The organism is Nannocystis punicea, from assembly GCF_026965555.1.
Taxonomy (GTDB): Bacteria; Myxococcota_A; Polyangia; order Nannocystales; family Nannocystaceae; genus Nannocystis; species Nannocystis punicea.
The window spans coordinates 12,755,699-12,775,735 of the sequence record NZ_CP114040.1 but is presented as its reverse complement, the minus strand read 5'-3'; the positions used below and the strand labels follow the sequence as shown (position 1 = coordinate 12,775,735).

14 protein-coding genes are annotated in these 20,037 nt (G+C 73.8%); 8 read left to right on the top strand and 6 right to left on the bottom strand.

Features of this window, described 5'->3' with window-relative positions; all coding sequences use genetic code 11:
• Positions 1-31 precede the first annotated feature (31 nt).
• Positions 32-193: a hypothetical protein gene (locus tag O0S08_RS49245; RefSeq protein WP_269036509.1), complete on the top strand. Its 162-nt coding sequence runs from the start codon at positions 32-34 to the stop codon at positions 191-193.
• A gap of 8 nt (positions 194-201) precedes the next feature.
• Here the strand turns inward: O0S08_RS49245 and O0S08_RS49240 are convergent, their stop codons facing one another.
• Both O0S08_RS49240 and O0S08_RS49235 read right to left on the bottom strand, forming a co-directional pair.
• On the bottom strand, positions 202-1,119 hold the full coding sequence (locus O0S08_RS49240) for a sensor histidine kinase (RefSeq protein ID WP_269036508.1): 918 nt from the start codon (positions 1,117-1,119) through the stop codon (positions 202-204).
• A complete protein-coding gene (locus tag O0S08_RS49235; RefSeq protein WP_269036507.1) occupies positions 1,116-1,670 on the bottom strand; it encodes a heme NO-binding domain-containing protein in 555 nt (184 codons plus the stop codon). The genes O0S08_RS49240 and O0S08_RS49235 overlap by 4 nt, the downstream gene beginning before the upstream one ends.
• Before the next feature lie 162 nt (positions 1,671-1,832).
• On the opposite strand from O0S08_RS49235, the gene O0S08_RS49230 reads away from it, so the two are divergent.
• The 5 genes from O0S08_RS49230 to O0S08_RS49210 all read left to right on the top strand — a co-directional run bounded on the left by O0S08_RS49230 (position 1,833) and on the right by O0S08_RS49210 (position 13,418).
• Positions 1,833-4,919: an FG-GAP repeat domain-containing protein gene (locus tag O0S08_RS49230; protein WP_269036506.1), complete on the top strand. Its 3,087-nt coding sequence runs from the start codon at positions 1,833-1,835 to the stop codon at positions 4,917-4,919.
• A complete protein-coding gene (locus O0S08_RS49225) occupies positions 4,916-5,992 on the top strand; it encodes a hypothetical protein (RefSeq protein WP_269036505.1) in 1,077 nt (358 codons plus the stop codon). The genes O0S08_RS49230 and O0S08_RS49225 overlap by 4 nt, the downstream gene beginning before the upstream one ends.
• 859 nt (positions 5,993-6,851) lie before the next feature.
• Complete coding sequence (locus O0S08_RS49220; protein WP_269036504.1) at positions 6,852-8,021, top strand: HlyD family secretion protein; 1,170 nt, start codon at positions 6,852-6,854, stop codon at positions 8,019-8,021.
• Positions 8,018-10,711 carry a cysteine peptidase family C39 domain-containing protein gene (locus tag O0S08_RS49215; RefSeq protein WP_269036503.1) on the top strand — a complete coding sequence of 898 codons (2,694 nt, stop codon included), beginning with the start codon at positions 8,018-8,020 and terminating at the stop codon, positions 10,709-10,711. The genes O0S08_RS49220 and O0S08_RS49215 overlap by 4 nt, the downstream gene beginning before the upstream one ends.
• Positions 10,712-11,294: 583 nt before the next feature.
• Positions 11,295-13,418, top strand: a complete 2,124-nt coding sequence (locus O0S08_RS49210) for an ATP-binding cassette domain-containing protein (RefSeq protein WP_269036502.1) — start codon at positions 11,295-11,297, stop codon at positions 13,416-13,418.
• A 278-nt stretch (positions 13,419-13,696) separates the two neighbouring features.
• Here O0S08_RS49210 and O0S08_RS49205 read toward each other — a convergent pair whose 3' ends face one another.
• Both O0S08_RS49205 and O0S08_RS49200 read right to left on the bottom strand, forming a co-directional pair.
• Positions 13,697-15,181, bottom strand: a complete 1,485-nt coding sequence (locus O0S08_RS49205) for an FAD-dependent monooxygenase (RefSeq protein ID WP_269036501.1) — start codon at positions 15,179-15,181, stop codon at positions 13,697-13,699.
• 35 nt (positions 15,182-15,216) lie between these two features.
• Complete coding sequence (locus O0S08_RS49200) at positions 15,217-17,076, bottom strand: hypothetical protein (protein WP_269036500.1); 1,860 nt, start codon at positions 17,074-17,076, stop codon at positions 15,217-15,219.
• 242 nt (positions 17,077-17,318) lie between these two features.
• Between O0S08_RS49200 and O0S08_RS49195 the strand changes: the two genes are divergently transcribed.
• On the top strand, positions 17,319-17,957 hold the full coding sequence (locus O0S08_RS49195; RefSeq protein ID WP_269036499.1) for a hypothetical protein: 639 nt from the start codon (positions 17,319-17,321) through the stop codon (positions 17,955-17,957).
• Positions 17,958-17,966: 9 nt separating this feature from the next.
• Positions 17,967-18,824 carry a hypothetical protein gene (locus O0S08_RS49190; RefSeq protein WP_269036498.1) on the top strand — a complete coding sequence of 286 codons (858 nt, stop codon included), beginning with the start codon at positions 17,967-17,969 and terminating at the stop codon, positions 18,822-18,824.
• A 163-nt stretch (positions 18,825-18,987) separates the two neighbouring features.
• Here O0S08_RS49190 and O0S08_RS49185 read toward each other — a convergent pair whose 3' ends face one another.
• Both O0S08_RS49185 and O0S08_RS49180 read right to left on the bottom strand, forming a co-directional pair.
• Positions 18,988-19,413 (bottom strand): hypothetical protein, encoded by a 426-nt coding sequence (locus O0S08_RS49185; RefSeq protein ID WP_269036497.1) that lies wholly within the window; start codon positions 19,411-19,413, stop codon positions 18,988-18,990.
• A gap of 65 nt (positions 19,414-19,478) precedes the next feature.
• Entirely contained in the window at positions 19,479-20,000 is a 522-nt protein-coding gene (locus O0S08_RS49180; protein ID WP_269036496.1) for a hypothetical protein, read from the bottom strand.
• Positions 20,001-20,037 lie beyond the last annotated feature (37 nt).

The following is a 20,037-nucleotide window of genomic DNA, read 5'->3' as shown; positions in this document are numbered from 1 at the left end:
CTCGGACCCACGCTGATCGCGTATGAAGCACATGTCCGGCGCGATCATGACACTGATCTTCCTCGGCGTGCCCTTCTTGCTGTTGATGTCGTTGCTGCTCCGCGGCGCCCTGCGGAGCATCCAGCAGCGACGCTTCGCTCGCGCGATGTGGGCCGACATCGATCGTCCCGGCCCGCCCCGCGCGCAGCCCTGAATCCGCGCTCAAGCGGCCGCCGGCAGGAACACGCGGAAGCACGAGCCGCGCCCGGACTCGCTCTCCACCGTGATCTCGCCGCCGAGCAGCTGACACAGCCGGCGCGTCAGCGCGAGGCCGAGGCCGGTGCCGCCGTGGCGGCGCGCCAGCACCTCGTCGACCTGCACGTACGGCGTGAACAGCCGCCCCAATTGTTCCGGAGTCATCCCGGCGCCGGTGTCTTCGACCTCGAACACCACCCCGCGCCGGCCCGAGCGAGTCGCCGCGCGGGCGCGGACCGTCACGGTGCCCTCGCGGGTGAACTTCGCCGCGTTGCTGAGCAGGTTATAGAGCACCTGGCGCAGCCGCAGCTCGTCGGTCCGCAGCCGGCGGGCGCCGGGCTCGACCGTCACGCGCAGCGCGTTGGACCCGTCCTGCAGCTTCGCGCCGAGCGCATCGGTGACCTCGGCGACCACCCCCGCGACATCGACGTCGGAGAACGTCAGCACCAGCTTGCCCGCCTCGACCTTCTGCAGGTCGAGCAGGTCGTTGACGAGCGCGTGCAGGTGCCGGGCCGCCTGCACGATCTTGTCGGCCTCGCTCACCAGCTCGCCGCTGCCGTCGACCTCCGTCAGCTCCTCGCCGAGCAGCTCGCCGTAGCCGATGATCGCGTTCAGCGGCGTGCGCAGCTCGTGGCTGACCGCGCTGAGGAACAGCGACTTGGCCTCGTTGGCCGCCACCGCCTCCTCGGCGATCCGCTTCAGCTCCGCGGTGCGCTCGGCCACCTGCTCCTGCAGCGTCGCCGCCAGCTGCTGCAGCGCCTGATTGGTCTCGTACAGCTCGCGGGTCTTCGTCTCGGCGAAGACCTCGGCCTCCTTGCGAGCCCGACGCTCGCGGTCGTAGCGGCGGCGGAAGATCTCGAGCTCGTCCACGGCCCTCTCGCTCACTCCCCCGGTTGTAGCTTGCGCAGCCGGAAACGCACGTGCGTCCGCGCGCCCCCGGACAGATCCTCGACCTCGACCGCGATCTCCTCGCCGTAGTGCTCCGCGGTCGCCACGATCAGCCCGTGCGCCAGGTCGGCGAACCCCCGAGATGACCGATAGACCATGTCCATCCGGTCATCCGACTCGCGTTTGCACTCGAACGTCGGCAGCTCGGCGTCCTCGTACAACTTGCGCACCTCGGTGTGCACGTAGCCCTCTACCCGACCCAGGAACCCGAAGGTGTCGCGCGCCGCCGTGAAGAAGACCGGGAAGCCGGCGGTGAAGCGGCGCAGCAGGTGGCGCCCGAACTCGTGGACCAGCGCGCCCGCGGGAGCACCTGTCCTTTCGGACAGCGCGCCGACGAGCGCGATCAGCTCGCGGTGGTCATAGGTACCGATCGACGTGTAGGCCCCGCCCGAGGCCAGATCGCAGCTGCCGAGCAGCTCCTCGACCATCTCGCCCGAGAACCGGGACTCCACCATCTCGAGGAACTCGGTAAAGACGACGCCCTTCATCTGCGACCACGCTATCGCACCGCCCCGAGGCGTGTCATCCGGCGTCCCGCGCGCTCATGAATTCCCGGACACGTGTCCTATTAAGAAAGACACCACTTCGCCGTTTGATTACCATCGCTCGGCGGGATCTCTCGGGTGACTTCTCCTCGCCTCGCAACGCGCGTGCTCGCGGCCGTCCTGGTGCCAGCCGGCTGCGCCGCGCCGCTCCCCTGCGACGACCCGGCCTCGCTCTGCCTCTCGATCGCCGACGTCTCGCGCGTGCGGGTCGGCGTCGCCCCCGACGCGCTCACGCTCGCCGACATCGACGGCGACGGCACCCGCGACCTCGTCGGCGCCAGCGGCCCCGCGGGCACCATCACCGTCGCGTGGGGCGGAGACGGCGGCTTCACTGGCACTGCAACGACCTGGTCGATCGACCAGGAAGTCGCCGGCATCGTCGTCGCCGATCTCGACGACGACGGCCACCTCGACCTCGCCACCGCCCTCCCGCACGCCGATGCGATCGCGGTCGTCCGCGGCCGCGGCGGCCGCTCGTTCGCCGAGCCCGAGCGCTTCCCCGCCGGCGCGGTCCCGCGCGCCCTGATCGCCGCCGACCTCGACGGCGCGCGCCCGCCCGAGCTCGTCACCGCCGATCTCGCAGGCGGCACGATCACCGTCCTGCACCGGTTCGTCGCCGCTCCGCCGCTGGTGGTGGGCCCGGGCCCGCGCGCCCTCGCTACCGGAGATCTCGACGGCGACGACCACGACGACGTCGCAGTCGCCCTGGCCGACGCCGACGCGGTGCAATGGCTCCGCGGCGACGGCCGCGGCGCGCTGTGGCCCGCCGCGCGGCTCGCCGTCGGCGCCGCCCCCTACAGCCTCGTCGCCGCCGACTTCGACGGCGACGCGAACCTCGACCTCGCCACCGCCGACAGCCTCGACGACACCGTCAGCGTCCTGCTCTCCGCCGGCGGCGGCGAATTTAATAATCGCAAGGCCTGGCCCACGGTCTCGCTGCCTGGCGACCTCGCGGTCGTCCAGCCGCCCGACGCACTACCTGTCCTCGGGGTCCTGTCCAAAACGACAGACACCGTCGAGCGCCTCGACCCACGCACCGGCGAGTCCGTCGTCGGCGTCCTCGCCACCCGTCCCTCGTCGCTCGCCGCCGCCGGCGACGCGCTCGTGTCCGCCGGCGCGGCGATCTCCGACCTGTCCCCCGGGACAGGCATCATCATGACCTCGGTGCTCGAGGTCCGGTCCGTCCTGCGGGAGGTGTGGCCGGTCGACGTCGACGGCGACGGCCGCGACGAGCTGCTGCTGGCCAACGGCTTCACCGGCCTGCTGACCCTGCGCCGCGGCGACGACTCGCTCGACATCGACTTCGGAGCGGGCCTGCCGAACATGGTCCTCGCCGCCGACCTCACCGGCGACGGCCGGCCCGACCTCGTGGCGCGCAGGGGCACCGAGCTCGTCGTCGCCGTGCAACAGTCGGACGGCGCGTGGCAGCTCGGCCCGCCGCTGCCGCTCACGTCGGCCGACGACCTCGCCGTCGCCGACATCGACGCCGACGGAGCCGCCGAGCTGCTGGTGCTGACGCCCGACACCGCCGAGAGTCGACTGGGGATCTACCGCAGCGACGAGGCCGGCGACTCGGCCCTCGCCGAGACCCTCACGATCAGCGCCGAATACCCGCCCGAGCGGCTGCGCGTGCTCGACGGCGACGGCGACGACCGGCCCGACCTGCTGCTGTGGAACTACCGCGGGGAATATTTCCACCTCGAGGACGCTGAAGCCCCCGCCGACTACCTCGGTTGGTTCAGCTCCTTCGGCGTCTCCGACCTCGTCCCCGCCGACCTCGATGGTGACGGCCGACTCGACGCGGTCTTCTGCAACAACGGGGACGTCTTCGTCTACCCGGACTTCCTCGGTCAGATCACGGACACAGAGCAGCTGTTCACCGCGGCGTGTGACGTCCTCAGCGTCCTCGACCTCGACCGCGACGGCGACCTCGACATCCTCGTCCGCGAGGCTTTCTTCGAGCCGGAGCGCGCGACCCGGTTCACTCCGTGGCTTCATGACGGCGACACCTGGAGCTCGGCCGGCGCGCGGACCGTGCCGCAGTCGCTGGTCAAGACCCAGCTCGCCGAGCTCGACGGCGACGGCACGCCCGAGCTCTTGCTCCCCTCGGAGCTCGACCTCAAGGCCTTGCACCTCGACATCGGACCCTCGCTGGTCGAGGTCGAACAGCGGCGGCTCTCCGCGGAGCCGCGGCTGCGCTTCGGCGACCTCGACGGCGACGGCGCCGCCGATCTGCTCGCCTTCGGCGAGACTCTGGCGGTCGCGCGGGCCGACGGACGCGGCGGCTTCGGGCCGCTGACGCAGCTGTGGGCCGAGCCGGACGACCGCTCGCGCATCATCGACGGCCTGCTCCTCGCCGGCGACGACGGCGCGCGCTTCGTGTGGACCACGCGGCGCGACCGCACGTCACCCGACTACGTCCAGGTCGCCGACCTCTCGCTCGCCGGGCTCGCGCAGGCGTCCCAGATCGACGACTTCCTCGGCAGGGCTGCTTTCAGCTTCGCGGTCGACCTCGACGGCGACGGCCACCGCGACCTCGTCGTGTTCGACGTCACCTATGGAGTGCAGGGCTCCTGGTCGCGCGGCCGCGCCGACGGCGGCTTCGAGGACTTCGCCGCGTTCGAGCTCGACGACGACCATTCCGTCGATCGGATCGGCATCCACGACATGGACCGCGACGGCCACCTCGACATCGCAGTCACCTACAACGATTATCCCGGCGGCGGCGGGGTGCGCGTGTTCCCCGGCGCCGGCGACGGAGCCTTCGGGCCCGCGTTCGACTGGAGCGGATGGCGACCGTCGCTCTGGCACTACGCGCCGCTCGTCCTCGGCGACTTCGACCGCGACGGCCGCGTCGATCTCGTCACTCACGACGTGTTCGGCAGACTGACGTGGACCCGCGGCGACGATGCCCGCAGCGCCCGCGAGCTGCTGACGGGCGTCCTCGCCTACACGGCCGCCGACCTCGACCGCGACGGCTACCCCGAGCTGCTCGCCGCCGGCACCACGTCGGGCGGCGTCACTTTGAGAGTCGGCCGCAGCCGCAGCGACGGCAGCTTCGGCTTCACCGAGCACTTCATCGCGGGCGTCGGCGCGCGCGAGCTCGCGGTCGCCGACGTCGACGGCGACGGCGAGCTCGACGTCATCCTCGTCGACGAATTCGGCGCGGCGATCGTGAGGCGCCTACCATGAGGTCCGCTCCGCTCGTCGTGGTCGCGGCGCTGTCCGCCTGCGGCGACCTGCCGGAGCCGCAGGTGTTCGGCGCGCACGTCGTGCTCGCCGCCGATCCGGGGCTCGAGGCGTGCGGCGGCACCCTCGTCCACCTCGACGAGTTCGTGGCTCGCCTCGCCGACGCGATGGGCGTCGACCCCCCGACCGGCGACGATCGCTTCCTCGTCTACTGGCTCGCGCGCGAGGACTTCCACGCCCGCTCGGGCTGCCCCGACGACGTCCTGGCGTGCGCCGGCGACAGCCACCACAGCACCCCGGTCCTCCCGCTCAATCACGAGCTCGTCCACAACCTCGCCGCGACGATGGGCTCCACGCTGCCGCTGTTCGCCGAGGGCTTCGCCACCGCCTTCGAGGGCCTCGGCGACAGCGTGGCCGACGACATGTGGCCGTACGGAGACGTCCACGACGTGCTCGGCCTCCTCACCGGCGTCCAGCTGGGCCGTGCGCGCGCCTACCCGCTCGCCGGCGCGTTCACGACCTTCCTCGTCCAGCGCCACGGGCTCGACGCGTACTTGCGCATGTACGCCGCCGTGGGGCCCCTCGAGACCGCGCGCGGCGTCGACACGATCTTCCGCGAGGAGTTCGGCGCCTCGTTCGACGACAACGTCGCCGAGTTCGCCGCGCTCGACGTCCCCGACTGCGGCTCGCCCGAGCGCGACGCCAAGATCGTCGAGTGCGCCGCGCCCGAGCTCGAGTGGAGCGGCGATCGCTTCGTCCATCACCGCTCGATCGCCTGCGAGCAGGGCGACGTCGTCGGCCCTTACGCAGGCGACGCCGCCCTCGTCTTCCACACCATCACCGTCCCCGCCGACGGCGACTACCTCGTCACCGTCCTCGGAGACGATCCGAACAACCGCGTCAGCTTGCAGCCGTGCACGATCTGCGGCGGCCCGGGCGTCACCATCCCCCCCGGCCAGACACCGTTCACCGTCGCGCTCGCGGCCGGGCGCCACTCGTTGCGTCTGCACGGCCCGGCGAGAGCTCGCACCAGCATCGGCGTCCGCATCGAGCCCGCACCCGCGAGCGCTCCATGATCGCGCGGCCGCCCCGGCGCTCGCACAGCGCTCGACGTCCGCCGCGAACCCGCTTTGTGAGCGCGGCCGTACCGGTGCTCGCACTCGCCTCGGCCACCGCGAGCCTGCGGACTTCTCGTGATTGCTCCGCGAGCCCGCCGCCACGCTGGCGCTCGCACTCGTCTCGGCCACCGCTAGCCCGCGGACTTCTCGTGATTGCTCCGTGAGCGCGCCGCCACGCTGGCGCTCGCACTCGCCTCGGCCACCGCGAGCCCGCGGACTTCTCGTGATTGCTCCCCGAGCGCGCCGCCACACTGGCGCTCGCACTCGCCTCGACCACCGCGAGCCCGCGGACTTCTCGTGATTGCTCCCCGAGCGCGCCGCCACGCTGGCGCTCGCACTCGCCTCGGCCATCGCTAGCCCGCGGACTTCTCGTGATTGCTCCCCGAGCGCGCCGCCACGCTGGCGCTCGCACTCGCCTCGGCCGCCGCGAGCCCGGGGACTTCTCGTGATTGCTCCCCGAGCGCGCGGCCACGCTGGCGCTCGCACTCGCCTCGGCCACCGCGAGCTCGCGGACTTCTCGTGATTGCTCCCCGAGCGCGCCGCCACACTGGCGCTCGCACTCGCCTCGACCACCGCGAGCCCGCGGACTTCTCGTGATTGCTCCGTGAGCGCGCGGCCACGCTGGCGCTCGCACTCGCCTCGGCCACCGCGAGCTCGCGGACTTCTCGTGATTGCTCCGCGAATGCGCGGCCACTCTGGCGCTCGCACCAACCTCGCCCTCCACATCGAGCCCGCATCCGCGAGCCCTCGTGCTCGCGCGGCCGCGCGCGCGTGCGGCCTGCTTTACCCCTCGCAGCGATTGCGGTACCCACGGTGCGTGCCGATCGCCTTCTCGCGCTCGTTGCGGGCTCTGGGGGCCGAGAGCGCTCGCGGCACCGTCCTCGGCGTCGCCCTCGCCGTCGGCTTCCTCGCCGCCTGGGCCGCGTGGTTGGTGCTGGCGAAGGTCAGCCTGATCGCCACCAGCGACGAGGCGCGCCTCGAGGTCGCGCGGGCCGCCGTCCCGCTCGCGCCGGTGATCGAGGGACGTGTCCTTTCGGCCAGCCTCGCTCTCGGCCGGCGCGTCGCCGCCGGCGAGCTGTTGCTCGAGCTCGACAGCCGCGGCCTCCAGCTCGCGCGGGCCGAGGTCGACGCCGAGCGCCAGGGCCTGCTCACCGAGCTCGGCGCCCTGGCCGGCGAGCACGCCGCCCTCGCGGCCGCGATCGAGGCCTTCGAGGCGGGCGGGCGCACCCGCCAGAGCGAGGCCAGCGCCAGCGCGCAGGAGGCCCAGATCGCCGCCGCCTTCGCGCGCACCATGTCCGAGCGCAGCGAGAGCCTGCGCGGCCTCGGCGTCGAGTCGAGCGAGGCCGCCGAGCTGCTGCAGGCGCGCGAGCGGGGCAGCGCCGCGGTGGCGACGATCCGCCGCCTGCAGGTCGCGCGCACCAGGGCCGAGCTCGGCGAGCGGCTGGCGACCATGCGCATCGACCTCGCGCGGACCAGCCGCGAGGAGGCCGAGCTGCAGCGGGTGCTGGCGGCGAAGATCGCCGCGCTGGCGACGCTCGACCACCAGATCGATCAACACTCGCTGCGCGCGCCGATCGCGGGGCGGCTCGGCGGGGTGGTCCCGCTGCAGGCCGGCGCAGTGCTCGCGCGCGGGGTCGTGGTCGCGGTCGTGATCCCCGACGACCCGCTGCGGATCGTCGGCCGCTTCAGCCCCGCGAGCGTCGGCCGGATCCGCCCCGGCCAGCCCGCGCGCATGCGCCTCGACGGCTTCCCCTGGACCGAGTTCGGCAGCCTCCACGGCCGCGTCGCCGCGGTCGCCAGCGAGGCCGAGGACGGCCTTGTCCGCGTCGAGTGCGACATGTCCGAACAGACAGATAAAATGTCCGTCGGGACAGGCGGAAAGATCCCGGCCGAGCACGGCCTCACTGGCGTCCTCGAGGTCGAGGTCGAGTCCGTCTCGCCCGCCGCCCTGCTGCTGCGTACGATCGGCCAGGCCATCGCCCCATGACCTCGCCGCCGCGTCGCCGTCACCGTCGCCGTCGCCTGGTCGCCGAGGTCATCCAGAGCTCGGCCATGGACTGCGGCCCGGCCACGCTCAAGTGCTTGCTCGAGAGCCATGGTCTTTCGGTCAGCTACGGCCGCCTGCGCGAGGCCTGCCAGACCGACGTCGACGGCACCTCGATCGACACTATCGAGGACGTCGCGGTCCAGCTCGGCCTCGAGGCCGAGCAGGTCATGGTCCCGCCCGATCACATCCTCACCGCCGAGGCCGCGGCCTTGCCGGCGATCGCGGTCGTGCTGTCGCCCGGCGGCCTGACCCACTTCGTGGTCGTGTGGTCGTGCGTCGCCGGCCTGGTCCAGATCATGGACCCGGCAGTGGGCCGTCGCTTCGTCCCGCGCGAGCAGCTGCAGCGCGAGCTGTTCGTCCACCGCATGCCGGTCCCGGCCGAGGACCTGCGCGAGTGGCTCGGCGGCGACGAGTTCACCGGCCCCCTGCGGGTCCGCGCCCGCGCGCTGAAGCTCGCCCGCGCCCGCGTCGACGCGTGGCTCGCCGCCGGCCTCGCCGACCCCGGCATCCTCGGCCTCGCCCGCGTCGACGCTGCCGTCCGCCTCGCCGAGTCGCTCGCCCGCGCCGGCGCCCTCGCGCGCGGCGGCGAGGCCGAGCGCTTCGTCGCCGGCCTGCTCGCGGCCAGCGAGGGCCTCGGCGGCGACGCCCTGTTCGCGGTCCTGCCCGAGCAGTTCTTCACCGCCGCGCCCGGGCCCGACGACGACACCGCTCTGCTGCGCGGCGCGGTGCTGGTGCGGGTCGCCGGCGTGCGGCCCGACGCGCCCGCGCTCCACCTCGCCGACCTGTCCCAAAGTACACTCTCTCCCGACCTCGTCGCCGCCCTGACGGAGCCGCAGATCTCCCCGCTGCGCCAGCTGTTCGCGCTCGTCCGCGCCGACGGCCTCGCGCTCCCGGCCGTCCTCGGCCTCGGCCTCGTCGCCGCCGCCGCCGTGGTCGTCGCCGAGGCGCTGGTGCTGCGCGCGCTGCTCGACGTCGGCGAGCGGATCGGCGTCGGCGAGCAGCGCCTCGGCGCCGCCGCGGCGATCCTCGCCTTCTTCGTCGCCGTCCTCGCGCTCGAGCTCCCGCTCGCCGCCGGCGTGCGCCGGGTCGGTCGCCGCCTGAGCGCCCGCCTGCGCGTCGCCTTCCTGACCCAGATCCCGCGCCTCGGCGACCGCTATCTCGCCAGCCGGCCGATCTCCGACATGGCCGAGAGATGTCACCGAGGACATGTCCTTCGCCACCTGCCCGATGTCGCAGCTCGACTGGTGCGCGGCGGCTTCGAGCTGCTCTTCACCGCCCTCGCGCTGATCTGGCTCGACCCGGGCGGCGCGCCGTGGATCGTCCTGACCGCCGTCCTCGTGCTCGCGCTGCCGCTCGCGCTGCAGCCGGTGATGACCGAGCGCGACCTCAAGGCGCGCAGCCACGGCGGCGCCCTCGGCCGCTTCTACCTCGACGCCCTGCTCGGCCTCACCGCGATCCGCACCCACGCCGCCGAGCGCTCGCTGCTGCGCGAGCACGAGGCCCTGCTGGTCGAGTGGTCGCGCGCCCAGCGGTCGCTGTTCCGCGTGCAGGTGGTCGCGGTCGGCCTCAGCGCCGCGCTGGGGATGATCCTCGCGGCTGTCCTCTGGAACACCTACGTCACCCGCCACCCCGAGCCGGCCGGCGCGCTGCTGCTGCTCTACTGGGCGCTGTCGCTGCCAGCGATCGGCGACCACGTGGCCGCCGCGGCGTTCGAGATCCCCGCGCTGCGGGCGGCGGCGCTGCGCCTGCTCGAGCCGCTGCACACGACCGCCGACGCCCCCGAGCCGGTCGTGCACGCCGAGCCGTGGCCGGGCAGCGGCGGCGTCGCCCTGTCGTTCGCGCAGGTCAGCGCCGTGGCCGGCGGCCACCCGATCTTGCAGGAGCTGGACCTGCAGATCGCGCCCGGCGAGCACGTCGCGGTGGTGGGCGCCTCGGGGGCCGGCAAGTCGAGCCTGCTCGGCCTCCTGCTCGGCTGGCACCGACCCGCGGGCGGCCGCCTCGAGGTCGACGGCAAGCGCCTCGACGAGCCCGCCCTCGCCGCGCTGCGCCGCGTCACCGCGTGGGTCGACCCGGCCGTGCAGCTGTGGAATCAGTCCCTGCTGCGCAACCTCCGCTACGGCAGCGACGCCGAGCACCACCGCCTGCCGCAGGCGCTCGAGCTCGCCGACCTCGGCCCCGTGCTCGAGCGCTTGCCCGACGGCCTGCAGTCGATCCTCGGCGAGGGCGGCGGCCTCGTGTCCGGCGGCGAGGGCCAGCGCGTCCGCCTCGGCCGCGCCCTCCTGCGCGAGGAGCCGCGCCTCGTCCTCCTCGACGAGCCGTTCCGCGGCCTCGACCGCCACGCCCGCGCGGCCCTGCTGACCCGCGCCCGCGAGCACTGGCGCACGAGCACCCTCCTGTGCGTCACCCACGACATCGACGCCGCCCTCGGCTTCGACCGCGTGCTGGTGATCGACGGCGGCCGCCTGGTCGAGGACGGCGCCCCCAAGGACCTGTCCGAACAGCCAGATTCACGCTTCGCCGCCCTGCTGCGCGCCGAGACCGAGCTGCGCGCCGAGGGCTGGAGCGACCCGCGCTGGCGAAGGCTCCGCATGGACGGCGGGCACCTGCGCGCGGAGGAGGCGGCCACATGACCCGGCCGTCCGTGGCGAGGCACGAGCGCGGTGCGGGTGTTCGGCCATGTCGTGGCGCTCGCAACGTGTCTCAAGGGACATTCTTACCCGTGGCCTCGCGCGCACCCCGGGTCACTCACGACATGTCCCCGAGGACATCAGGGTCCCCGGCCTCCCCCGCCACTCTTCGCGTCACTTCCGGGATGTCCCCGGGGACATCCCGCCCTGTGACCGCCGCTCCCCGCGTCACTTGCAACATGTCCTCAGAGACATCCCGTCGCATGACCGCCCCCGCCGCTCCCCGCGTCACTTGCGACATGTCCTCAGAGACATCCCGTCGCACGACCGCCCCCGCCGCTCCCCGCGTCACTTGCGACATGTCCCCGAGGACATCCTGCCCCGTGACCTCCTCCGCCGCCCCTCGCCTCGCCGACGACACGTCCCCGGGCACCCGCCGGCGAGGCACCGCGCCCAGTCCCGCCGCCTCGGCCATCGCTCTCCGCCGTGTCCGCGATGAGCCTCGGGCGGCGATTCCAGGGCCTGCACCCCGCACTCTCGCCATGTCTCCATGGACATGTCCTTTCCAACATATCCCGGAGGCCGCGTGGTAGACCTGCTCGCGCTCGGCTGGCCGCTCGCGCGCGCGGGCGAGGCGCTGACCGTCCTCGCCGCGCAGGCCGGCCTGCAGCCGCGCCTGCGCGAGCTCGCGGCCCCGGGCGCGGCGGTGCTCGCCGACCCTGCCGACGCGTCGGTCGAGCGCTGGCTGGCGGGCGCGGCCGCGAATCTGGGGCTCGAGGCCGAGGCCGTCGACACCGACATCGCCGGCGTCGACGACCTGCTGCGCGCCGCGGCCCCCGCGGTCCTGCGCGTCGGCCCGGGCGGGGGCACTTTGCTGCTCCTGCTCCGCGGCGGCCGGCGCGACCTCGTCCTCGTCGCGCCCGACCTCCGCCCGCGCCGCGTCCCCGCCGCCGAGGTCCGCCGCCTCGTCTGCGAGCCCGTCCTCGCGCCCCTGCGCGGCCGCGCCGAGGCCCTGGTCGATCGCACAGGTCTCAAAGGACAGCGACGGGAGCGCGCCGTCGAGCTGCTGCTGCGCGAGCGCCTCGGCGTCCTGCGGGTCGGCCGCGCCTTCGTGCTCCGCCCCTCCCCGGCCGCGCCGCTGCTCCGCCTCCTGCGCGCCGAGGGCCTCCTCGCCCGCGCCACCGCCCTCGCCGGCCTGCACGCCGCCGAGCTCGCGCTGATGATCGCCGCCTGGGCGCTGATCGGCGACCTCGTGTTCGCCGGCCGCACCGACGCCGGCTGGTCGCAGGCGTGGCTGCTCCTGCTCCTGACCATCGTGCCATGTCGCATGGGACAGGCGGCGATCGCCGGCGACATCCTGCAGCGGGCCGGCGCCCTGCTCAAGCGGCGGCTGCTCGTCGGCGCCCTCGCGCTGCCCGACGACCTCACGCGGCGCGAGGGCGCGGGCCTGCTGCTCGGGCGCGTGCTCGAGACCGCCGCGGTCGAGTCGCTCGGCCTGCGCGGCGGCCTGGTCTCGCTGGTCGCCGCGCTCGAGTTCGCCGCCGCAGTGCCGATCCTCGCCCTCGGCCCCGCGCCGGCGCTGCACCTGGCGCTGCTCGCCGCCTGGGCCGCGCTCGGCGTGGTCCTCGTGCGCCGCACCGGCCGGCATCTCGCGGCCTGGACCGACACCCGCGGCGAGCTCACCCACCACCTCGTCGAGGCGATGGTCGGCCACCGCACGCGCCTGGCCCAGGAGGCGCCCGAGCGCTGGCACGACGACGACGACGCCCGCCTCGTCCGCGTCCTCGCCCGCGAGGCCCGACTCAACCACAGCGAGTCGCTGCTGGTCGCCCTGCTCCCGCGCGGCTGGCTGGTGCTCGGCCTGGCCGCCCTGCTGCCCGCGTTCGTCACCGGCTCGGCCCCGCCCGCCACGGTCGCCGCCGCGATCGGCGGGGTCCTGCTGGCCCAGCGCGGCCTCGCCACCTTCGTCGTCGGCGCCACCGCCCTGCTCGGCTGCGGCGTGGCGGTCCGCCAGGCGCTGCCGATGCTCCGCGCCGCCGAGTCCGCCGACGCCGGCGCGCACGGCCTCATGCTGTCCTTTCCGCCAGTACCCGAAGGACAGCCGATCGTCGTCGCCCGCGGCCTCGGCTTCCGCTACCCCGGGCGCGAGCGGCCGGTCCTGCGCGACGTCGACCTCGAGGTCGCCGCCGGCGACCGCCTCCTGCTCGAGGGCGGTTCGGGCGGCGGCAAGTCGACCCTCGGCGCGCTGATGGCCGGCCTGCGCGAACCCACCAGCGGCCTGGTCCTGCTCGCCGGCCTCGACCGCCCCACCCTCGGCCTGGTCGGCTGGCGCCGCCGCGTCGCCGCCGCCCCGCAGTTCCACGAGAACCACGTCGTCACCGCGCCGCTCGCCTTCAACCTGCTGATGGGCCGCGGCTGGCCGCCCACCCAGGCCCAGCTGGCCGAGGCCGACGCCGTCTGCCGCGAGCTCGGCCTCGGCGAGCTGCTGGAGCGCATGCCCAGCGGCCTGCAGCAGATGGTCGGAGAGACAGGCTGGCAGCTGTCCCACGGCGAGCGCAGCCGCCTGTTCATCGCCCGCGCCCTGCTGCAGGACGTCGACCTCGTGGTCCTCGACGAGAGCTTCGCCGCCCTCGACCCCGCGACCCTGCAGCAGGCCCTGCGCTGCGTCCTCACCCGCGCCCGCGCGGTCCTGGTGATCGCCCACCCGTGAGCGAGAGATGTCCAAACGGACATGTGATTCACCGCCTCGCCACAGGTCGCGGCGAGCGCTTTCACATGTCCGATGGGACATCTCTCTCCACCGCCCCGGACCTCGCCACATGTCTCATCGAGCACGTGACGAGCGCCCGCGCGATCGACTCGCCGCGTCGCTCGAGAATCGACGAGGAGGCCGCGCTCGCGGACCGCTGGCGCGCGCGCCGAGGCGATCGCCGTGAAGACGACGAACGAGGATGCCCGCGACGCGGTCATCCTCGTGCAAGGACCGGCTCAGGCGCGCTCTTCGTCGCGGTGCGGCAGCCACGACGGCCGGACCTGGGCCCACATCACCTGCGCCACCAGCCCGAGCTTGTTGCTCGCCAGCATCGCCGCGCCGGTGACCTGGCGCAGGCGGTCGCGGGCCGGCAGCGCGCGGGCGTGGCGGGGCACCAGGCTCGTCTCGAGCGCGTGGCGGGCCGTCTTGAGGTACTCGGTGAGGAACACCGACGGGCGGCCCTCCGCGCACGACAGCAGCGCCATCGAGCGCACGCGCGACTCGTGGCTCGCCTCCCAGTAGTCGAAAAGCGCCCGCTGGAGCGCCCGCGCCCCCTCGTTGCCGCCGCGGAACACCTCGTAAATCGCGTCGGCCAGCGCCTGCCGCGTCGGCACGTAGCGGTCGTGGATCGCCCGGTAGCGGCGCACCGACGCGTCGTCGAGCCACGCCTCGTGCAGCGACGCCCCGGCCCGCAGCCGCGCCTGCTCGCCGAGCACCTCCGCGTCGCGCAGGCCCATCGTCATCCCGCTGGCCGTGATCGGGTGCGAGCAGCCGGCCGCGTCGCCGACCAGCGCCAGCCCCGGCGAGCTCGCGCGCGGGGCCGGCAGGTTGACCGTCGGCGCCATCTCGAACGGCCCCTTGTGCGTCGCGATCGCGTGGGCCAGTTGCTCGCCGAGCGCGCTCGGCAGGTACGGGATGAACGTCTCGAGCAGGAACTCGGCCAGCTTGGCGCCCTTGGCCGGCAGCTGGGCCGGCAGGTCCAGCGTCACCCGGTACGTCAGGCCCTCCGCGTCGCGGTGGATCGGGTAGATCAGCACCGGGCCCCACGCGCCGAGCACGATGTTGCCCCACGTGGCCGCCGACACCGCCGCGTTGCGCAGCTCGAGCCCGGCAGTGAAGCCGATCGTCTGGCGGTCGTCGGGCAGGCCGGCGAGGCGGCGGACCTGACTCGCCTTGCCGTCGGCCCCGACCACCAGGTCGGCGCGGACCTCGACGTCCTCGCCGTCGGGCCCGCTGAGCACCGCCCCGAGCACGCGCTCGCCGAACCCGCGCACCAGCGACTTGATCGTCCAGCCCTCGCACAGGTCGACCTGCGGCCGGCGGGTGATCACCTGCCGCATCACCTTGACCAGCGTCTTGTGGTGGACCGCGATCCCCTGCGGCCGCTGCCCGGCCACGTCGGCGTACGGCAGCTCGACGTAGCGGCCCTCGGCCCGCTCGCGCACCGTGAAGCCGTCGACGTCGACCGCGCCGGCCGCCTTGAGCGGGCCGTAGAAGCCGAGGTCCTCGAGCACCTGGGCCCCGCGCGGGTGGATGAACTCGCCGGCGAACCGCGGCGCCGAGCCCTTGTGGCGGTCGATCACGAGGATCTTGCGCCGCCGGCCCTTGTCGGCCAGCGCCAGCGCCTGGGCCACCGCGCAGCCGGCCATGCCCGCGCCGATGATCACGACGTCGTAGCGCGCCCCCGGCCTCGCCACCCCTTCGCTCTTGTCTGGCTGCATGGTCATGTCCTTTCGCGCATGTCTTGAGAGTCAGCTCAAAAGTTGCCGCCGAGCGCGACGAACTGGTCGAGCGCCAGGGCCGCCTCGCGCACCGCCGCGGTCGGGTCGTGGCACACCGGCGACAGGCCGAAGCCGTCCGACCACGCCCCGCCGAGGTCCTCCGTGTCGACCTCGATCGCCTGCACCAGCTCGCGCACGGCCCGCTGCGTCTGCACGCAGGCCGCCCCCTCGAGCGCCATCAGGGCCTGGGCCGCCAGCGCCGTCAGCACCGGCGGGCCGAAGCTGCCGTCCTCGCGCTGGCGCCCGCGGAGCTGGCGCTCGACCGTCTGCCGCAGCGGGTGGGTCGGCGGGCACAGGGCCGCCGCGCACGCGCCGACCTCGGCGAGCGTCGCCACGTCGATGTAATCGGATGTCCGCGAGGACAGGTCGGATGTCCGCGAGGACAGGTCGTCCGTCACCCGCCGCCACAGGAACTCGAGCCCGCGCGCGACCCGGTCGTCGTCGCCCTGGAACCCGAGGCGAGCCAGCTGGCGCAGCGCCGCCGCGGTCACGCGCACGCGCGCGGGCCCGTGCGGGTCGCCGGCCGTGAGCAGCGCGACGTCGCGGATCGGGAAGCGGGTCATGAACACGTCGGCCTCGCCGCGCTCGTAGCGGCAGAACCCGCCGTCGTGCTCCTGCATCGCCAGCAGCACCTCGACCGCGCGCCGGGCGGCGGCGCGGATCCGCGTCTGCAGCGGCGACGTCTTCGGCGCCGCCGCCAGCGCGTCGAGCACCGCGCAGGTCGACAGAGTGTCGACGTAGCGGTCGGCCCCGGGCTCGTACGGCCAGCCGCCCGCGGGCGCGTTGACCCGCAGCTGCCACTCGCCGGGCGCCGTGATCTCCTGGTCCAGGAGCCAGGTCAGCATCGCCTCCGCGTCGGCGTCGCCGGCCGCCAGGGCCACGCGCACCAGCCGGGCGGTGGTCGCCAGCGGCTCGCACACCTGCCCCTGGGCCAGGTGCACCTGCTGGCCGTTGGCCCCGCCGGCGAAGCGGGTGCGCCCGCGCGCGCGCCGGAGGTAGTCGAGGCCCTCGCGGATCCGCGGGTCGTCGAAGCTGGCCCCGAGCACGCGCAGCGCCATCAGGCTCATGAGCGTCGGCTGGGCCGAGAACCACCCGCCGTGGCGCTGCTGCGCGTCGACCAGCCAGCGCTGCACGCGGGCGAGCGCGGCCGTCAGCACCGGCCCGCGCGGCAGCTTGCGGATCACCTTGACCGCCTGGTCGAAGCTCTGCAGCAGATCTCCCGCCAGCCCCGGCTGCGTCAGGCGCGGCAAGATCGGCTCGCCGTCGGGCCGCGTGAGCAGCAGCGCCCGCGGGTCCGACAGGTGGACCCGCGCCGGCGCGCGCGACAGCAGCAGGTACGGCGTCATCACCCCGCGGCCCCACGGCGCCACGCGGCTCGGCGACAGGATCGCCCACGCCGGCAGCAGCCACAATTCGGCCGGGAAGGTCGGCACCCAGCTCCACGGGATCGCGTCGGCCATCGCCAGCCACATGCGCACGGCCGCGTTGGCGCGCTGGGCCCCGCCGAGCTCGTGGACCACGCGGCGCGCCCGCACCAGGTGCTCGGCCGACGGGTCGTCGCCGGCCTCCACCAGGGCCCACCAGCCGAACACGGTGAGCGACAGGTCAGGCCCGCCGCCGGGCAGGTGCCACGCGCCCGAGGGCTGCTGGTCGGCGCGGATCCACCGGGCCAGGCCGGCGGCTTCTTCGGGGGTGAGGTCGTGGAACAGGCGATCGGCCAGCAGCACCTCGCACGCGAGGCTGATGTCCGGCACACCCAGGGACCAGCGCGGCTCGCCGCCGGCGCGCCCGCTCACCGCCGCCCGCTGCCGCCAGGTGGCTGCGCGTGCGAACATCCGGGCCTGCGCTGCTGCCAGCCGCTCGTGAAGCGTCGATTTCGCCGCTGGAGCCGTCATGAGGCGCTGGCGACGCTAGCACGCGAGCCCCACCGGCCTGGTGATGCCCGTCACAGCCAAACGGCCGTGCGGACGCCGTCCAGGCTCATGCGCAGCCGGCGCCCCACGACCTCGAGCCCGTCTGCGCGGCCTGCGGCGAACCTGCTTGCGACCTGGCGCTCGGGTTTGCAACACTGGCGGCGATGTCCCGCCTCTCGCTCATCGCCGCTCTCGGCTTCTGCACCACCAGCGCCCTCTTCCTGTCCGCCTGCAAGGAGGAAGAAGAGGAGGAGTTCGGCTTCACGTGCGTGGAGTTGATCCAGGCCGAGAACCAGGAGGCGGATCCGTTCGTCGGCACCGCGAAGATCAAGGTCACCCTCAAGTACGAGCCGTGCCTGATCGACTACTACACCAAGACCAACGTCGACCAGGCGATGAACGGCAAGGAGGGCGAGGCCGTGTTCGCCGAGTGGGCCGAGCGCCTGTGCAGCGAGAGCGTCTCCGATCCGCTGGTCGCCTGTGAGGTCGAGAGCTTCGCGCAGACGCTGCAGCCGTCCGACAACAACCCGATCTACCAGATGTCGATCACCTACCGGATCACCGACCCGGCCAAGGTCAACGGCCGCACGCTGCTGTGGGGCCCGGGCCCGGTCGAGGCCTACGCCGGGTGCACCAGCAACCAGCGTCCGTTCGTCAAGTTGACCTTGCCGTCCGACGTCATCGGCATCAACAAGGACGGCAGCACGCTCTGGAACGCCCAGTCGTGGAACAACGCGCGCGGCATCATGCAGCGCAACACCGCCGGCTGCATCAAGGCCTCGATCGCCAAGCAGGCGCCATGAGCCGCCGACATGACGCTCCGGCGCGTGGCCCTCGCGGCCGCCCTGGCGTGTAACCCTCCGGCGAGCAGCGAGCCGGCCCCCGTCGCGCCGGTCGAGGCCGCCCCGCCGGAACCGACCTGCGAGGAGCCCCCGCCCGGCACCCTCGCCTGGCTGCCCGAGCTGCCCGACCCCGCCGCCGCGCCCGGCCGCACGGGCGCGGGCGGGCCGTCGCGTCCGACCACCGCGACCGCATCGCCGACCGAACTTCCCGCGCGCCCTGACGCGCCGCGCCGCGCCGACCCGTCCGCGCGCCCCGCGGCTGCCCGCGAGGACATGCCCGATCAGACATGTCCCTGGGTACTTTTCTCAAAAAAACACGGCGAGCTCGCGGTCCGCCCCCTCGGCCGCGGCGAGGCGGCGCCGGCCCACGTGCGCGCTCCGGTGCCGGTGGTCCCGCCTCCGGGGTGCGACCCGTGCCGCTGGTCGGGCGTGGTCACCCCGGTGGGACCGATCTTGCTCGCAGTGCGGCCCTCGGCCGACAGCGAGCTGGCCGCGGCGGCGTGGATCGGCGCCGGCATGCCGCCGTCTCCGCGGGTCGACGTCGAGCCCGCGCCGCTGGTGTTCGCCCCGCTGTGGTTCGGCCAATCTGTCTTCGGGGACAGCACCCTCCAGGGCCCCCCGTGGGCCCTCGCCCCGCGCCTGTGCGGCCGCTCGCTGGTCCTCCTCCCGACCCCCCGCCTACCCGGCGCCGGCGCCGAGGAGCCCCCGTCCGCCCTCGTCCGCGCCGCCGGCGTCTACGCCGCGGCCGGCGGCGAGCTCCTGCGCCAGGACATGCCTGTCCCCGCAGACATGTCCAATTGCACAGCCATCCCGCTCGAGCTGCCGTGACGCGAGCCCCCGCTCGTCCGCCGGCATCCGGTCGTCGAGGTGGCAATGAGGCGGCCGGAGCGAGCCGCCCAGGGCGAGCCCCGCCGCGGCGAGTCGGGACGCCCGCGCCCTGTCCTGAGCCCGGCGATGCCCGGCGAATCGAGGCGACCGTCGTGGCCCTGCGTCAAGCGTCGCGCGAAGGCGGATCGTCGAGGCTGAGGAGCTCGCTCATGTCCGGCCCATCGTCCTTCCACTCGACCCGACCCGCGCAGGCGCGGACACCCGTGAGCTTCGGCCACTGCGCGCGGAGCTCCTCGACGATCATCCGCTCGACGAGCTCGAGGTCGGACGTCGTGTCCGCCCCGAACCAGTCGATGCGCCCGAGCGGGTAGTCGTCGCGCGGGTCGAGGAGCGTCCGGCCGGCGAGCAACCGTCGGCCGTCGAGCGAGCACTCGTAATCTGTCCCGTGCGCATCAAAGGTGAAAACCTCGACCGGGAAGCTGCTGAAGGCATACTCGGCCTGCACGTCGAACACGACGAGCGCGACTTCCGGGAGGGCGCGGAGCGCCGTGGCGATGGCGTGGAGCTCCGCCTGCAGCGCGGGTGACACGGCAGCGAGCGCTGCGCGAACCGAGCTTTCGTCGACGAACCGCATCGTTCGAGGATAGCCGGCTCTCAGCCCTCCGGCGGCGGATTCAGGATGGTCAGCGGCAGCTCGATCGGCTCGAACTCGCAGGAGCTGTCGCCCACGCGCAGCACCACGAAGCGCGAGATCCCCACCAGGTACTCGCCCGGCACGATCTCGTCGTCCGGCACGATCGTCGCGAGGGCGAAGTAGGAGATCCGATCGGTCAGCGTCTCGCCCGCCCGCGTGAAGCTCTTCTTCTGCGGCTGGGGAAACCCGGTGTGGTGAGCGTCGATCTGCGGCGAGGTCACGTCGAGCAGCGAACCGCCCGCGAGCTTGCGCTTCACCGAGAAGAAGAACTGGAGCGGCTGAGGGCTCTGATAGTCGAACGTCGCGCCCTCGGGCAGGCCGCGATGGATCAGGCGGATCTCGAAACGGTCGCGGAACGGGTGCCCGTCGGCGCGGCCCGAGGCGTGGGCGGGGTCGGTGACCGGGGTGTAGTAGAGCTCCACGCGCACCGGGCCGCAGTCGGTGCCGCGGACGAACTGGAGGGGGGCAGGGAGAGTTTTCATGGCGAAGCGTCCGTGGGGCGAGGAGGGCGGCGGACAG

Coding starts and splice junctions, on each gene's coding strand:
- O0S08_RS49235 (WP_269036507.1), bottom strand. CDS start 1,670: ATGAAGGGCGTCGTCTTTACCGAGTTCCTCGAGATGGTGGAGTCCCGG.
- O0S08_RS49200 (WP_269036500.1), bottom strand. CDS start 17,076: ATGTTCGCACGCGCAGCCACCTGGCGGCAGCGGGCGGCGGTGAGCGGG.
- O0S08_RS49190 (WP_269036498.1), top strand. CDS start 17,967: ATGACGCTCCGGCGCGTGGCCCTCGCGGCCGCCCTGGCGTGTAACCCT.
- O0S08_RS49215 (WP_269036503.1), top strand. CDS start 8,018: ATGACCTCGCCGCCGCGTCGCCGTCACCGTCGCCGTCGCCTGGTCGCC.
- O0S08_RS49205 (WP_269036501.1), bottom strand. CDS start 15,181: ATGCAGCCAGACAAGAGCGAAGGGGTGGCGAGGCCGGGGGCGCGCTAC.
- O0S08_RS49245 (WP_269036509.1), top strand. CDS start 32: ATGTCCGGCGCGATCATGACACTGATCTTCCTCGGCGTGCCCTTCTTG.
- O0S08_RS49180 (WP_269036496.1), bottom strand. CDS start 20,000: ATGAAAACTCTCCCTGCCCCCCTCCAGTTCGTCCGCGGCACCGACTGC.
- O0S08_RS49195 (WP_269036499.1), top strand. CDS start 17,319: ATGTCCCGCCTCTCGCTCATCGCCGCTCTCGGCTTCTGCACCACCAGC.
- O0S08_RS49225 (WP_269036505.1), top strand. CDS start 4,916: ATGAGGTCCGCTCCGCTCGTCGTGGTCGCGGCGCTGTCCGCCTGCGGC.